The organism is Mycobacterium kyogaense (assembly GCF_036946525.1).
GTDB classification, from domain to species: Bacteria; Actinomycetota; Actinomycetes; order Mycobacteriales; family Mycobacteriaceae; genus Mycobacterium; species Mycobacterium kyogaense_A.
Window position 1 is genome coordinate 89,240 of the sequence record NZ_JAQIIY010000015.1, and the last position, 12,182, is coordinate 101,421.

Annotated in this window: 20 protein-coding genes and 1 pseudogene; 8 read left to right on the forward strand and 13 right to left on the reverse strand. The window is 64.0% G+C overall.

What is annotated here, in order from left to right; all coding sequences use genetic code 11:
• Nucleotides 1–114 precede the first annotated feature (114 nt).
• The 11 genes from PGN37_RS13505 to PGN37_RS13555 all read right to left on the reverse strand — a co-directional run bounded on the left by PGN37_RS13505 (nucleotide 115) and on the right by PGN37_RS13555 (nucleotide 6,342).
• Nucleotides 115–768, reverse strand: a complete 654-nt coding sequence (locus PGN37_RS13505) for a hypothetical protein (protein ID WP_335331534.1) — start codon at nucleotides 766–768, stop codon at nucleotides 115–117.
• A 16-nt stretch (nucleotides 769–784) separates the two neighbouring features.
• Entirely contained in the window at nucleotides 785–1,201 is a 417-nt protein-coding gene (locus PGN37_RS13510; protein WP_335331535.1) for a helix-turn-helix domain-containing protein, read from the reverse strand.
• Nucleotides 1,202–1,352: 151 nt separating this feature from the next.
• The gene (locus PGN37_RS13515; protein ID WP_335331536.1) at nucleotides 1,353–1,628 is read right to left on the reverse strand and encodes a hypothetical protein; all 276 of its coding nucleotides are present in this window, start codon (nucleotides 1,626–1,628) and stop codon (nucleotides 1,353–1,355) included.
• Entirely contained in the window at nucleotides 1,625–1,891 is a 267-nt protein-coding gene (locus PGN37_RS13520; protein WP_335331537.1) for a hypothetical protein, read from the reverse strand. The genes PGN37_RS13515 and PGN37_RS13520 overlap by 4 nt, the downstream gene beginning before the upstream one ends.
• Nucleotides 1,884–2,066 carry a hypothetical protein gene (locus PGN37_RS13525; protein WP_335331538.1) on the reverse strand — a complete coding sequence of 61 codons (183 nt, stop codon included), beginning with the start codon at nucleotides 2,064–2,066 and terminating at the stop codon, nucleotides 1,884–1,886. Before PGN37_RS13525 ends, PGN37_RS13520 begins: the two co-directional genes overlap by 8 nt.
• On the reverse strand, nucleotides 2,063–3,325 hold the full coding sequence (locus PGN37_RS13530) for a DUF3631 domain-containing protein (protein WP_335331539.1): 1,263 nt from the start codon (nucleotides 3,323–3,325) through the stop codon (nucleotides 2,063–2,065). Before PGN37_RS13530 ends, PGN37_RS13525 begins: the two co-directional genes overlap by 4 nt.
• Entirely contained in the window at nucleotides 3,322–4,065 is a 744-nt protein-coding gene (locus tag PGN37_RS13535) for a bifunctional DNA primase/polymerase (RefSeq protein WP_335331540.1), read from the reverse strand. Before PGN37_RS13535 ends, PGN37_RS13530 begins: the two co-directional genes overlap by 4 nt.
• The gene (locus tag PGN37_RS13540) at nucleotides 4,062–4,343 is read right to left on the reverse strand and encodes a DUF6011 domain-containing protein (RefSeq protein ID WP_335331541.1); all 282 of its coding nucleotides are present in this window, start codon (nucleotides 4,341–4,343) and stop codon (nucleotides 4,062–4,064) included. Before PGN37_RS13540 ends, PGN37_RS13535 begins: the two co-directional genes overlap by 4 nt.
• Nucleotides 4,343–4,591, reverse strand: coding sequence for an excisionase family DNA-binding protein (locus tag PGN37_RS13545; protein ID WP_335331622.1), 249 nt, complete (start codon nucleotides 4,589–4,591; stop codon nucleotides 4,343–4,345). The genes PGN37_RS13540 and PGN37_RS13545 overlap by 1 nt, the downstream gene beginning before the upstream one ends.
• A 206-nt stretch (nucleotides 4,592–4,797) precedes the next feature.
• Entirely contained in the window at nucleotides 4,798–5,979 is a 1,182-nt protein-coding gene (locus PGN37_RS13550) for a tyrosine-type recombinase/integrase (protein WP_335331542.1), read from the reverse strand.
• Between the two features lie 183 nt (nucleotides 5,980–6,162).
• A complete protein-coding gene (locus PGN37_RS13555) occupies nucleotides 6,163–6,342 on the reverse strand; it encodes a hypothetical protein (RefSeq protein WP_335331543.1) in 180 nt (59 codons plus the stop codon).
• A gap of 474 nt (nucleotides 6,343–6,816) precedes the next feature.
• Here PGN37_RS13555 and PGN37_RS13560 point away from each other — a divergent pair, with 474 nt between their 5' ends.
• The 4 genes from PGN37_RS13560 to PGN37_RS13575 all read left to right on the forward strand — a co-directional run bounded on the left by PGN37_RS13560 (nucleotide 6,817) and on the right by PGN37_RS13575 (nucleotide 8,384).
• Complete coding sequence (locus PGN37_RS13560) at nucleotides 6,817–7,062, forward strand: hypothetical protein (RefSeq protein ID WP_335331544.1); 246 nt, start codon at nucleotides 6,817–6,819, stop codon at nucleotides 7,060–7,062.
• A gap of 50 nt (nucleotides 7,063–7,112) precedes the next feature.
• Nucleotides 7,113–7,406, forward strand: a complete 294-nt coding sequence (locus PGN37_RS13565) for a hypothetical protein (protein ID WP_442932930.1) — start codon at nucleotides 7,113–7,115, stop codon at nucleotides 7,404–7,406.
• A 104-nt stretch (nucleotides 7,407–7,510) separates the two neighbouring features.
• Nucleotides 7,511–7,711 carry a three-helix bundle dimerization domain-containing protein gene (locus PGN37_RS13570; RefSeq protein ID WP_335331546.1) on the forward strand — a complete coding sequence of 67 codons (201 nt, stop codon included), beginning with the start codon at nucleotides 7,511–7,513 and terminating at the stop codon, nucleotides 7,709–7,711.
• A 247-nt stretch (nucleotides 7,712–7,958) separates the two neighbouring features.
• Complete coding sequence (locus PGN37_RS13575; RefSeq protein ID WP_335331547.1) at nucleotides 7,959–8,384, forward strand: hypothetical protein; 426 nt, start codon at nucleotides 7,959–7,961, stop codon at nucleotides 8,382–8,384.
• Here PGN37_RS13575 and PGN37_RS13580 read toward each other — a convergent pair.
• Entirely contained in the window at nucleotides 8,377–8,739 is a 363-nt protein-coding gene (locus tag PGN37_RS13580) for a helix-turn-helix transcriptional regulator (RefSeq protein WP_335331548.1), read from the reverse strand. The genes PGN37_RS13575 and PGN37_RS13580 overlap by 8 nt on opposite strands.
• 76 nt (nucleotides 8,740–8,815) lie before the next feature.
• Between PGN37_RS13580 and PGN37_RS13585 the strand changes: the two are divergent.
• From PGN37_RS13585 to PGN37_RS13600, 4 genes and pseudogenes are all read left to right on the forward strand, one after another.
• Nucleotides 8,816–9,302: pseudogene (locus PGN37_RS13585) on the forward strand (SRPBCC family protein).
• Nucleotides 9,303–9,333: 31 nt separating this feature from the next.
• Entirely contained in the window at nucleotides 9,334–10,053 is a 720-nt protein-coding gene (locus PGN37_RS13590; RefSeq protein ID WP_335331549.1) for a Clp protease N-terminal domain-containing protein, read from the forward strand.
• A 68-nt stretch (nucleotides 10,054–10,121) separates the two neighbouring features.
• Nucleotides 10,122–10,619 carry a hypothetical protein gene (locus PGN37_RS13595; RefSeq protein ID WP_335331550.1) on the forward strand — a complete coding sequence of 166 codons (498 nt, stop codon included), beginning with the start codon at nucleotides 10,122–10,124 and terminating at the stop codon, nucleotides 10,617–10,619.
• The gene (locus PGN37_RS13600) at nucleotides 10,604–11,140 is read left to right on the forward strand and encodes a GNAT family N-acetyltransferase (RefSeq protein WP_335331551.1); all 537 of its coding nucleotides are present in this window, start codon (nucleotides 10,604–10,606) and stop codon (nucleotides 11,138–11,140) included. The genes PGN37_RS13595 and PGN37_RS13600 overlap by 16 nt, the downstream gene beginning before the upstream one ends.
• On the opposite strand, the gene zapE is transcribed toward PGN37_RS13600, so the two are convergent.
• A complete protein-coding gene (gene zapE / locus PGN37_RS13605; RefSeq protein ID WP_335331552.1) occupies nucleotides 11,116–12,177 on the reverse strand; it encodes a cell division protein ZapE in 1,062 nt (353 codons plus the stop codon). The genes PGN37_RS13600 and zapE overlap by 25 nt on opposite strands.
• Nucleotides 12,178–12,182 lie beyond the last annotated feature (5 nt).

A 12,182-nucleotide genomic window follows, 5' to 3' on the forward strand; every position in this document is an offset into this window, starting at 1 on the left:
CGGCGCTTCGCCATGCGTTCGCCGATGGCGGTGGGTGACTTGTCGGGGTCTCGGTTGATCTGTGTCGCGTCAAGCATGTTCGTCCTTCACTGGTTTCGTTGATAGGGGAACCGACTACCAGGTTCCGAATCCCGCGCGGAGCGGGCGGGCGCCGCGGGGCTCGCTACTCGAGTGCAAGGGCGGGATGTTCGGCATGCCGGCGGAGTGCGGGAGGCTCAAGCTTGGCCGCATGTAGTGAACGGAGTTCATGAGGCTGTTGTCGGTGTACTTAGCGAGCGCGGCGAGGTCGTCGAGGTCTTGCCGTGTACCGCTGTTGCGTTCGAGGAAGTCATCCTTGATGGATGTCCAGCCCCGCACCAAAGCTTTCTCGAGGATTGCGGCGGCGAGGACTTTGTCGTCGCTGCGGACGGCGGCTTGGTAGACCTCTTTGGCGTCGTCTTGGTCGTTGATTTCGCGGGCGCGGGATTGGGCGTCGCGGAAGCTGACCAGGTGGGCGGGGTTGCTGCTGGCGGATGCGGACAGGCCGAAGAGGCGCTTTTCGATCCGCTCCTTCACAGTTTTTACCGCAGTCTTTTCTCTGGTGTGGAGTGCGCTGATTTGGTCGACGACATCGGCGTGTGCGGGTTCGAGTCGTTCTTTTTTGCCTTCGAGGGTGAGGCTTGGGTCTGCTTCGATCTGGGAGTGGAGTTGGGTGAAGTCTTCGGTGATTCGTGCTGCCTCGCTGCGGCATTCCTGGACTTCGGTGTGTAGGTCGTGTAGGTCGCTCATGGCTGTTGTCCTTTGGTCATGCGATGTCTTCGAGTGCGAGGGTGTTGCGGTTGATGAGCCAGCGTCCACCGGACATGACTGCGTGGAGTCGGCCGGTTGTGCACCATTTGCGGATGCAGCGGTCGGTGACGCCGAGGTTTTCGGCTGCTTCGCTGGTGCTCATCCATATCTCTGATTGTTCCGTTTTTCGCTGTCTCACAGCAGTTTCCGTTCCGTTTTCGGAACACAAAGCGGACAGATGCAGCGCTGCGAGCACCACGTAGGCATCGGGGTCGCTGTTGCGCAATCTGATTCGACGATCGGCGGTCATACCTGCCTGCTTCTCAAGCCACCTTGCCATCCGGGGAGACACGATGGCGTCACCGTCGGTGGTGATGCGCTGGGCAATACGCGCCTCCAAGGAATGGCTTGGCGTGGGGTCGTTCGCCATCATCAGAACGGACACTCCTCGGGCCATGCATCGGGACAGCCCATTTGGTGGTCCAGTCCTTCGATGTAGTGTTCGCCGTCTGGTCCAACGGAATATGGCGCTGCAGCCCTGCAATGCCGGCAGCTTTCTATGCCGTCTGGGACATGGCTAGTGGTCATTCGTGCTCCCATACGTGTGCGCGGCGCAGGAGTTGGTCGGTCGTCCAAGGAATGCCGCGGGATTCGAAGCGGTGCTTCGTTCGTGTCAGCCAGTCGATGTGTGCTGTCAGGACGTCGGTCTCGAGTTCTTGCCAGGCGTTCAACTCGGCCATCAGTTCGACGTTCGACCAGGGGTAGGCGTCCAGGGCAAGTATTGATCCTTGAGCGATGCGGTTGAGGCTGTCGCGGCGCTCGGCTGGCAGTGATTCCCACCAGTCGCGGTTCGGGTTCATCGGCTCACCGCGTCGTCATAGGCGCGAATCGCGGCACGCAGGGTATGGATGTCGGCGGCGTCCAAGTCGTAGCAACCCAATTCGAGGTGCCAACCGGCGCCGCTGTTGTGCACCAAACGCACCGGCAGTGCGCACCACTTGTCCAGTTCTTCGAGATATGGCTCGACATAGCCGAAATGGTCAGCGACGACGCGCTGGAATTCGCTGTTGCCGATGGGGCGGGGTGCGTCGATGAGTTCGAAGTCGGGCGTGATATCAGGCATGGGTGTTTTCCTGTCGGTCGAGTTGATGTGCGGCGGCCATCTTGAGGGCTGCCAGTCGGTAGGCGATGAGAACGTTGTCCGTCGCGCCGTGTGTTTCGTGGAGACTGCGGGCGTCTGCCATGGCTGACGCCGCGGCGCGGTAGCCGTTGAGGATGAGTCGGTGAGACGCTTTCATGCGGCGCTGCCGCTCATGTAGCACTCCATGCACTGCCCCGTTTTGAGGGATTCGTCTAGGACGAGGGGGCCGCCGCAGGTGCATAACCGCCCCGTGGGAGCGGACACATCTGCTACATCCGCTACACCTGCTCCGTTTGTAGCGCTTGTAGCGGATGTAGCACGTTCGGCAGGTAGGTACCGCGACCAAGCGTCCTCGAACTGGGCCCGGGTGTAGCCGCGAATGCCTCGGTCGCCTACGTGCAGTTTCGACCCGATGCCGTACTTACCCAGACGTTGGGAAAGTCCCCGCCCGTCTAGCGGTTCACCGCGTCGGATGGTTGACCAGGGCGATTCCTGCATCTGGTTGAGTTCGTTAAGTAGTTGTTCAGTGCTTAACGAATCAAGATCAGCAGCCGCAAAGGCAGCTCGGATGTCCTTGAGGAGGAGTACCCCGACACTGGGGGCCCTCTCCTTAGAAGCCGCTACAAGTGCTACAGCCGCCCCACGAGCGCGCGCGGGCCACTCTCCTCCAGCCAAGTCTGCGACAGCCAAGAGCGCTTCCCACACGTCCGCGTCTCTATCTGTGACCTGCTCGGGAATGTCGGGCCAGAAATCTCCAGTCAGCCGATCCGTCGAACTCAATGCCCATGCGGACAGTCGTTCACGTAGGGCGTACGCCTCGGCTCCGTTGATGCGGTGCCGCCACGGTTCGATGTGTTCATCGGGTGCGCGGCGACGCATCCGCACGACGACCGCTCGAGTCATGATGGTGTCGGGCAGGTCATCGAGCCCTGCGAGCGCGACCGCGCAATAGGCAGGCAGCTCTTCGGTTTCCACAACCTTCCCGCGCATAACACAGCGACCGGCTGTAGCGCCTTTCCGGTGGCCGGCGTTGAGCATTCCGCGGATGTCTTCGTTGTCCTTGGCTTTGGGCCCGAATACCGTGTCGATCTCGTCGTAGAGAATGGTGGGCCTGCCCGCTTCGTCGGACACCTTGCGGAACAGGTACGCGGGTGTGGTGTTCACGGCGTGGACCGGTAGCGGCACAAGCGGTTCCATCACTTCCAGGGCCCGCGATTTGCCGCTTCCCGGTTCTGGGGACAGGAAGGCGATGCGCGGTGTGGATTCCCAGGCGTCCATGAAGTAGCAGTGGCCGATCCACAACACGTGAGCAACGATGGCGTGCGGGGTGGGATAGGCAACGAAGCGGGAGAGGAACGATTCCACGTCATCGAGAAGCCGCGCACCAGTTGGCGGAGAGGCTGAATCCGTCGTCATGCGGCACCTCGGCTTTGCCGCTGTGCGGATTGGATAGTCTGTTGAATCTCGCTGACACCTAGGCCGATTTGGTGTGCGGCGGCGGCCATTGCCGAGTAGACGGATGCCGGCGCGTTGTCGGCGGCTGCTCTCGCGGCGGCCCAAAACAGCATGCCGTTCCGGTTGCCTTCCTGAGCCTCGGAGACCGAGCGAACCAGACCGTCCCAGCGATCAACTGCCCGGGCGGAACTGGTCACGGCGGTGACCAGTTGCGTGGACGGGCGTAGCGGCTCCACCCGCTGTGTCAGATGTTCGGGAAGGGCTGCGATCGGTCCGTCACGGTGGATGTAGTACGGCGCGCCGGTGACCGGGTGGATAGACCCTGGCGCAACGAGATATCCACGACCGCCGGCCTTTACGTCGATCCCAGAAGCTTCTGAGACCTTGCCCCGCGTCGGACCGGCATGCCGGAAGTAGAAGTGCCAGCCTCCGCCACCCGTCCTGATCGTCAACGTCTGATCGTCGGGGCGCAGCCGGAGCGCGGCGACCGTTCCACCGTGTCGAGGGTCAACGTCGAGGCAAATGACCCCGGGCTGAGTGATCCCCCAGTTGCAGTTCGGATACTGCTGCGACCACCGCGTGATGACATCGCGATCCTGGGTGAAATCCTGGACGCCATGCTTCGTGAGAGGAATCTTGCCTTCGAGCGGGCCGACTGAAAACCCCTGAGCGAGCAATGTTTCTAGCTGAGCGGTGATCATGCGGCCACCACCTTCGCCGCGCAGCGGGGTCCGACAAACGCCTTCACTGATCGCGGATTGGACAACCAGTGTCCGCACACGCGGCACCGGACCGCGATTCTGAAGCCGCGTTCGACGGCAGCCACGATGACGTCGATGTCGTCGCGGTCTTCAAGTGTCAGCGGCTCGTGCGGCGCATGCCCGAAGAGTCGGTGCAGAACGGTATGCTGGGTGTCATTGGTGGTGGTTGAAGATGGCCGGCCCTTCTGGCAGGGGGCCGGTTTTCTTTTGTTCGTCATCAGGCGGCACCGCCCCCGAACGGGACCATAGCGTCGTCAAGCTCGTTCAGGTCGATACGAACGAGTCGGCCACCGCTGCGGTATCCGGTGAGTCTGCCGTCGGCAATCATCTGACGGATAGTGCGGTCGGTTACACCGAGGTATTCGGCTGCTTGAGCAAGTGTGGCGTAGCGCCGGGGCTGACGCCGCTCATCGCGGTTGAAGGTGCGGGAAAGAGTATGCGCTTCTGCGCGTGGCGTTTTCGCCATGATGTAACGCTCCAAGAACAGTGAGTGAGAGACAGGGTTTTGAAACCCGCACATGAGGTGCGTACTCACTGCTGGACGTCAGGCAGTTCCGCAATTTAAACCGTCTCGCGTAAGACGTAACCGTCCGTGATGCCCCGCCGACCCGTGGAGGTCTTTGGTAGTTCAGTTCTACCACAGTTTCCGCGTCGCTCCGCTTCACGCGGAACTTAATTGTTCGGCGTGTCTTTCGTCGTCGCGATGCCGGACAGTAGTTTTGCGATCTGTCGGTCACGCCCTTGCGCCGCATGTTGATAGCGCAGGGCCGCGGCGGGTGTGCTGTGCCCAAGTCGCGCCATCAGCTCGGCCAACGATGCGCCCGTGGCTGCTGCCAGCACCGCTCCCGAATGACGTAAATCGTGCCAGCGCAGGTCTTTTCGATTCGCAGCGGCGCGCGCCTTGTAATAGTGCCGATACAGGGTGGCTGGCGCCAGGTGCTCCCCCGATGCGGCCGGGAACAGTAGAGAGTCGTCGGAGGAACCAGTGAACTTCTCGAGGTGATTTTTGATAACCGGCAGCAGGTGAGGAGGAATCTCGACGTCTCGGGCGCCGGCCTCGGACTTTGGCGTGGTCACCTTAAAACCGTCGTCAGTTCTGACCACCGCCCGTTGGACGTGGACGATGCCGTAGGAGTCCTCAGGCTCCTTGGCCTCGACTATGGAGATATCGGAGCGGCGAAGCTCGACAGTCTCCCCAAACCTCAGGGCCGCCCATGCCGCCAACAGAACCATGGCCTGAAGGCGTTCGGGCATCGCTTTGGTGATGGTTTCGATCTCGTCGAGCGATGCGGGCTTTGGCTTGTGGACGCGCCGCGCAGTTCCCGCCCCGCGGATGACGCACGGATTGGTGCCCGCTTTCTTGTCCGCCACGGCGCTGTTCATGATCGTGGATAACAGACCGTAGGCATGGGCGCGCAGCGTCGGGGTGTCAGCGCTGAGCTTTTCGTCGTACCACGTCTCGACGTCCTCTTTTGACAGCGATGCCACAGGGATAGCGCCGAGGGCGGGCAGGACGTGCTCGTCCAGCAGCTTGCGGTAGTGCTCGCGAGTGCGGTCCTTCAACGGCCGGCCGCGCACCTTGCGCTTCGGCAGCCAGGCGTTGGCGTAGTCCGCAAGTGTGAGTCCACTTTCAGCGTTGAGGGCGGCTGGCGGCTTCCACGACTGGTCGATGATCTCCGCCTGACGCAAGGACAACCATCCGCGGGCGTCCTTTTCCGTCAGGAAAGTCCGGTCGGCCTTGTACCGACGGCCGTCAGGGCCGTGGTATAGGGCGCGGTAGCGGCCCGAGGGCAGTTTGTGCGCTGTGCCGAATGCGCCACGCTTCTGCGGCTTGCGACCTACTCCTCGTGCCACTCGGGTGACCTCTCTGCCGTGCGTGAACTCAGTATGCCTGCGTGAACTCCTTGTGAGCGAACGAAACAGTAACAATCTTCTTCAAGGTTCCGCTTGGTTCCGCTACACTGACCAGCATCAGAGCAGATAGAACGTTGTTTGCGCTGGTCAACACATCAATCCTAGCAACCCTGTTGAACTGGTTCAATCCCAGTATCGCGCACCATGTTTCGCTATCGGCCACGTGCCGATCTTGATCACATGGGCGTCGACCGTCTGATTGGTCTCAGGCTTGAACATCATGCCGAACATCGTCGCGCCGTCGAACGCGAGCGCCAGCCCCTCCGACGTGACCCCACTCCACGTCCCGTTCTGCAGCCGCATGTCAGCCGTCCCGTCGCCCGCATTGAACGTGACACAGTCGGGCCCACAGCCGCTCCCCGTGCATTACCCGTCATGATTGGCGCCCTTCGTGCCGGACTCCCGGCATCGTCGCCATCGTGGCGCCAGCGTCACCGCAGCGCAGGGATTTGCTGGTGATTCGCCATAATGCTGGCCGTGGCCTAGCTCCCCTGTTTCTTGCCAACGGAACAACGCGCTGACGCACGGTTGACACGAGATACGCGGCGTAGGCACCGCACCACCCACTGAAACCGATATCAGTTGCTACCGGTCGCAGCGCGGCACTATGTCAACGATTTCTGACACCCCGCTGTGAACTTCCCAAAGCCTGTCGCGGCCGTCAGTGGATCGACAGGCAATCAGGGTGGTTTCTCGCATGTTGGCTGCACATCATCGACGCCAGCACCTGCCGGGACATCCGCTCGCCCGGCCGACACCATCGACCAGGAGATCGACATGCCGAACCGCCTCATCGCCGCGACCGCCGGACTGCTCACCGGAGCAGCCATGCTCACCGCCTCCCTGAGCGGTGCCGCCATTTCTCAAGCGTCCAGCGGCGTCGATCAGACCGGCACCTACCCCAAGGCCGCGAGCTACGACGGCGTGCAAGGCGGCGTGGCGCTGTGCTCACAGCACGGCATCAAGATGCCGTGCGGCCCGAACTTCACGCCGGGCATCACGAAGGCGAACAACCAGGGCTGACGCCCCTCTTCTGCAGACCCTTCGATCGAACATATGATCGAAAGGTGGGTCTGCAACAGATCGGCCACGGCGGGCAGCCCCTGCGGACGGTGTTCCGCAGGGTGCACCCGCCGGTTGCCGTTTTGGTCGACCTCGTCGCGATGTTCCCGCGCGAACCCCACAGTGCCGGCCGGTACCACCCCCACGGACTCCAGATGGACACCATCGTCGAGGGTCGACTCTCCTGCTGGGGCCTCGGCGAACAGGGCGGCTGGTGGGGTTTGATCACCTACCCCGTCAACTTCGGCGGAGACAAGCAGTCCGTCACCCACTGGGCGCCCGCCTGGGTGCTGAAGATGAAGTAGCTTTTTGATGTTCACCACACGGCCACGCCGTTGTCCCAGCACAGTCACTTTCGAGTGTCAGGGGTCGATTGACGTCGGGTTGTCCGCGGGACGAAGCTGAGCCGGTGATCGAGTTGAGTGAACAGCAGATCATCGATCAGGTCGCCCAGCGCCTGGCCGATGCCCACACATCCGTGGCACCAGATCGGGTGGCCGCGGTGGTGCACGAGGAGTACGCGCGATTCACCGGGCGCCCCATCCGCGACTTCGTGCCGCTGTTCGTCGAGCGCAACGCCAAGGCAGAGTTGAGCCGGTTCGGCTCCTGACCGACACCCTGATCGTTATCGATTTTCTAGCAGAGATCTACATGGCTATAAGGTCGCTCTCAGGTTCGGCTTCTAGCGTCATACGCATCACGTTCTGACGAGACAACCCCGATACGCTCGGCCCGCCACCAACCCCCCTCAGGTGGCGGGCCGAGATCGTGTCCGGGCAGTCGAAACCCTCCGTCGCTGAGGCGCAACCGGATAGTGTGGGCGCTCCAGCAACCAACGGGCGACCAAAGGGTGGGACATGATTCGCGAGATGGCGGCTTCGACGCTGATCGGCCTGGCCGCGTTGGGCGCGGCACCCGTGGCCGCCGCCGACCCGGGTCCCATCTACTTCGACGAGCCGGGGCATTACGCCAACGACGTCCCCGGCATGCTCTACGACGCGCATCTGACGGCGCCCTGCACGAACATGGAACGCTTCACATTCGGGCGCGGACCCGGCGGCGAGGCGTTGCAGTGCCGGTGGATCCCCAACCAATGGCCGCCCGTGTACACCGGGTTCTGGCAGATCACCTACGACCTCAAGGGCGTGCAGGACATCGGAGCACCCTGCCCCAACCCGCAGTCGGCCGCTCAGGCCGCTGACGGACGCCCACTGGTGTGCATGGGCCCCCAAGGCTGGCTGGCCGGCATCTACAACCGCGAGGGCTTCACACCCATCAACTAGCGGAGCTGCGGAGCGTGCGACTGGGCTCCGTGCCGAAGATCTCCTTGTAAGCACTGCTGAATCGGCCGGGATGGGTGAACCCGCAGCGGCCGGCGATCGAGGTCACTGTGTCGCGGGCCGGGTCCGCCGATTTTAGCTCGCGGTGAGCCCGCTCCAGCCGGATCCGGCGCAGGTACTCCAGCGGCGTGGTGCCGACATGCTCGCGAAATGCGTACTGGATCGCTCGCGGTGTCACGTCGGCTGCCGCGGAGATGTCGCGGATCGTGATGTCGTACTGCGCGTTGTCGTGGATGAAGTCCAGAGCTCGGCGCAGCATTCGTGGGTGCTGTGTCTTGATCTTTTCGTCAGGGCGCATCTTCGGAAGGGTTCCCAGACTTCCGCCAAAACGAAACTTCCGAGTGATTCACACCACTGCATGCCACCATCGACACATGACTGACCGCATCGAAGTGTCTCGCACCATCGCCGCAGCTCCCGACGCAGTCTTCGCTGTGCTCTGCGATCCACAAGGCCACGTCGCCATCGATGCCACCGGGATGTTGCAGGACGCCGACGGCGACACCGTGCGCGCCGTCGGTGACACCTTCGTCGTGCACATGGACCGTGAGGCCCTCAACGACTTCCCCATGGGCCGCTACGACGTCACGGTCGAGATCACGCAGTTCGAGCAGGACAGGTTGATCGCCTGGACCATCCTCGGACAGATCCGGCCTCAGATCGGGCACGTCTACGGCTACCGCCTGGAGCCGAGCGGCGAGGGACACGCTGGTCACCTCGTTCTACGACTGGTCGGCGATCGACCAGCAGTGGCGCGAGGCCGAGATCTTCCCGGTGGTGTCCGAACTGGCACTGCGGGGCACGCTGGGCATCCTCGATCGAGCCGTTCGGCGCGGATACCCTCAGTCAACCCAGGGTTGACGCCAACCTATCGTCAACCTAAGGTTGACGAATGACCGACGTTCGCATCAGCCACCCCGTCCGTCTCGACGACCTCATCGACGCGATCACCCACGTCCACGATCAACCGCTCGACCAGCTGACCGACGCGGTGCTGGCCGCCGAAGCGCTCGGCGAGGTCGCCGACCATCTAATCGGCCACTTCGTCGACCAGGCACGCCGATCGGGCGCCTCGTGGACCGACATCGGCAGATGCATGGGCGTCACCAAGCAGGCCGCCCAGAAGCGCTTCGTCCCCAAGACCCCGACCGACGCCGCGGCGATGGACCCGAACAGCGGGTTCCAACGCTTCACCCCCCGCGCCCGCGCCGTGATCGTCGAGGCGCAGAACCGCGCCCATGCAGCCCGCAACGCCGAGATCGGTCCCGCCCACCTCGTGCTCGGTCTCGCCGCCGACCCGTCGGGGCTCGCAGCCCGCCTGCTCGCCGATCAGGGCATCGACGCAGGGACCATCACGACCGCGATCACCCTGCCCGACGCCGTCGACGAGGTGCCGGCCCTGATCCCCTTCGACGCCCGCGCGAGGAAGGCCCTCGAGCTGACGTTCCGACAGGCGCTGCGACTCGGCCACAACTACGTCGGCACCGAACACCTGCTGCTCGCGCTCTACGACGACGAGGACGAGGACGGCGTGCTGCACCAACTCGGCGTCGACGTCGAGCGGTTCGAACGCGACCTGCGCACAGCCCTGGAGGCCTTCCCGCAACCGTGAGCGGCGTATCCCGCCGACGGCCTCGACCGGTGTGCGATCATGCCAGGACGTCTACGAGGGGACCGGACATGCGACGCTGGCTCGTCATCGTGCTCGCCGCCACGATTGCCATGCTGGGAAGCGTCCTCGCGCCTCCCGCCGGTGCCGCGGTGATCCCGATCGGACGGCTGGGCGACACGTTGCGCGTCGAATTCGAGGGCCTGGTCGCCGACGTCGCTGTCCTCGGCGTCAACCCCTCGCCGGTTCCGCCCGGCTTCGGCTATCCGCCCCGGGCCCCGCGTTACCAGGTGTACCGGGCCGACGTCACGATCACCCCGGTGAAGCTGCCCACCCCCTATGCGATGGGCATCACCTACGCGTTCCGCGGCGTGACCCCCACCGGCGACGCGTACGAACCCCGCAACAGCGACGCCCCCGACGCGCTGCAGTACGGCATGCAGAACGCTCAGGTCGGTCGCACGTTCACCGGCGGCGTGTGGTGGGACTGCTACCGCGATCTGGTCTCGAACGTCGTGCTGCTCGACCGCATCACCGGCATCCGCCTGGCCCAGTGGAACGTCGCCTGAGCCTGCACATCACCGCGGCCGACCCGGCCCGACTCGACGAACTCGCCGCCATCGCGGCACGCACCTTCCCGCTGGCCTGCCCACCGTCGTGCACCCCTGACGACGTGGCCGCCTTCGTCGCCGAGAACCTCACCCCCGAACGCTTCGCCGCGTACCTGAGCGACCCCAACCGGGAGGTGCTCACCGCGATCGAGGACGACCGGATCATCGGTTACGCCATGCTGATCGGCGGCGTTCCCGACGATCCCGACGTGGCCGCCGCGGTGACCGTCCGTCCGACGGTCGAACTCTCGAAGATGTACGTACTGCCCGACGCGCACGGCGCCGGCGCCTCGGCGGCGTTGATGTCGGCCGCACTGCACCATGCGGACACAGCAGCCTCGATGTGGCTGGGCGTGAATCAGAAAAACGTTCGCGCACAACGCTTCTACCGCAAGAGTGGCTTCGAGGTCACCGGCACCAAGACATTTCGGCTCGGCGACCACATCGAAGCGGACTACGTGATGGTGCGCCCCGTCTGACCCGCAGCGGTCAGCGCGAGCAACCGCGACGTCGCCCGCAGATACTTCTTGCGGAAGCCGCCGGCCAGCATCTCCTCGCTGAACACCGTGTCGAGCTTGGCGCCGGACGCGACCACCGGGACACCGGCGTCGTAGAGCCGGTCGGTCAGTGACACCAACCGCAGCGCGACGTTCTGGTCGTCGAGCGGATGCACGCCCGTCAGGAACACCTCCGTGACACCCTCGATCAACGTCAGGTAGCGCGACGGATGCATCGTCGCGAGATGCGCGCACAGTGCGTCGAAGTCGTCGAGCGTCGCGCCCGCCACCTCCCCGGCGCGCTCGGTGACCTCGGCATCGCTGAGCGGCTCGGGTGCGGGCGGCAGATCGCGGTGCCGGTAGTCCGGGCCCTCGATACGTACCGTCGTGAACATCTTTGCGAGCGTGTTGATCTCGCGCAGGAAATCCTGTGCGGCGAACCGGCCCTCACCGAGCTGCTCGGGCAGCGTGTTCGACGTCGCCGCGACCGACACCCCCTTCTCGACCAGCGCGGAGAGCAGCCGCGAGATCAGCGTGGTGTTGCCGGGGTCGTCGAGCTCGAACTCGTCGATGCACAGCAGGGTGTAGTCGGCGAGCAGCTCGATGCACTCGACGAACCCGAACACGCCTGCCAGCTGAGTCAACTCGCCGAAGGTCGCAAACGCCTTCTGACCCTCGACCGCGTAGTAGGACGAAGCGAGCAGGTGGGTTTTGCCGACACCGAAGCCGCCGTCGAGATACACACCGACACCGGGCAGCACCTCACGCTTGCCGAAGAGCTTCTTCTTGCCGGCGCGGCGCTGCACCGCCTGCTCGCAGAATTGGCGGCACGTCTGCACCGCGGCCGCCTGCGTGGGCTCGCCGGGATCGGGCCGGTAGGTATCGAAGCTGACGTCGGCGAATGTGGGCGGCGGAACCAGCTGGGCGACCAACCTTTCCGGCGTGACGCTGGGGTGCCGATCGGTGAGGTGCGCGACCTCGCCGGACTCGAGGTGAGAGCTGGTGCTGGACCCGTGCATGCAGG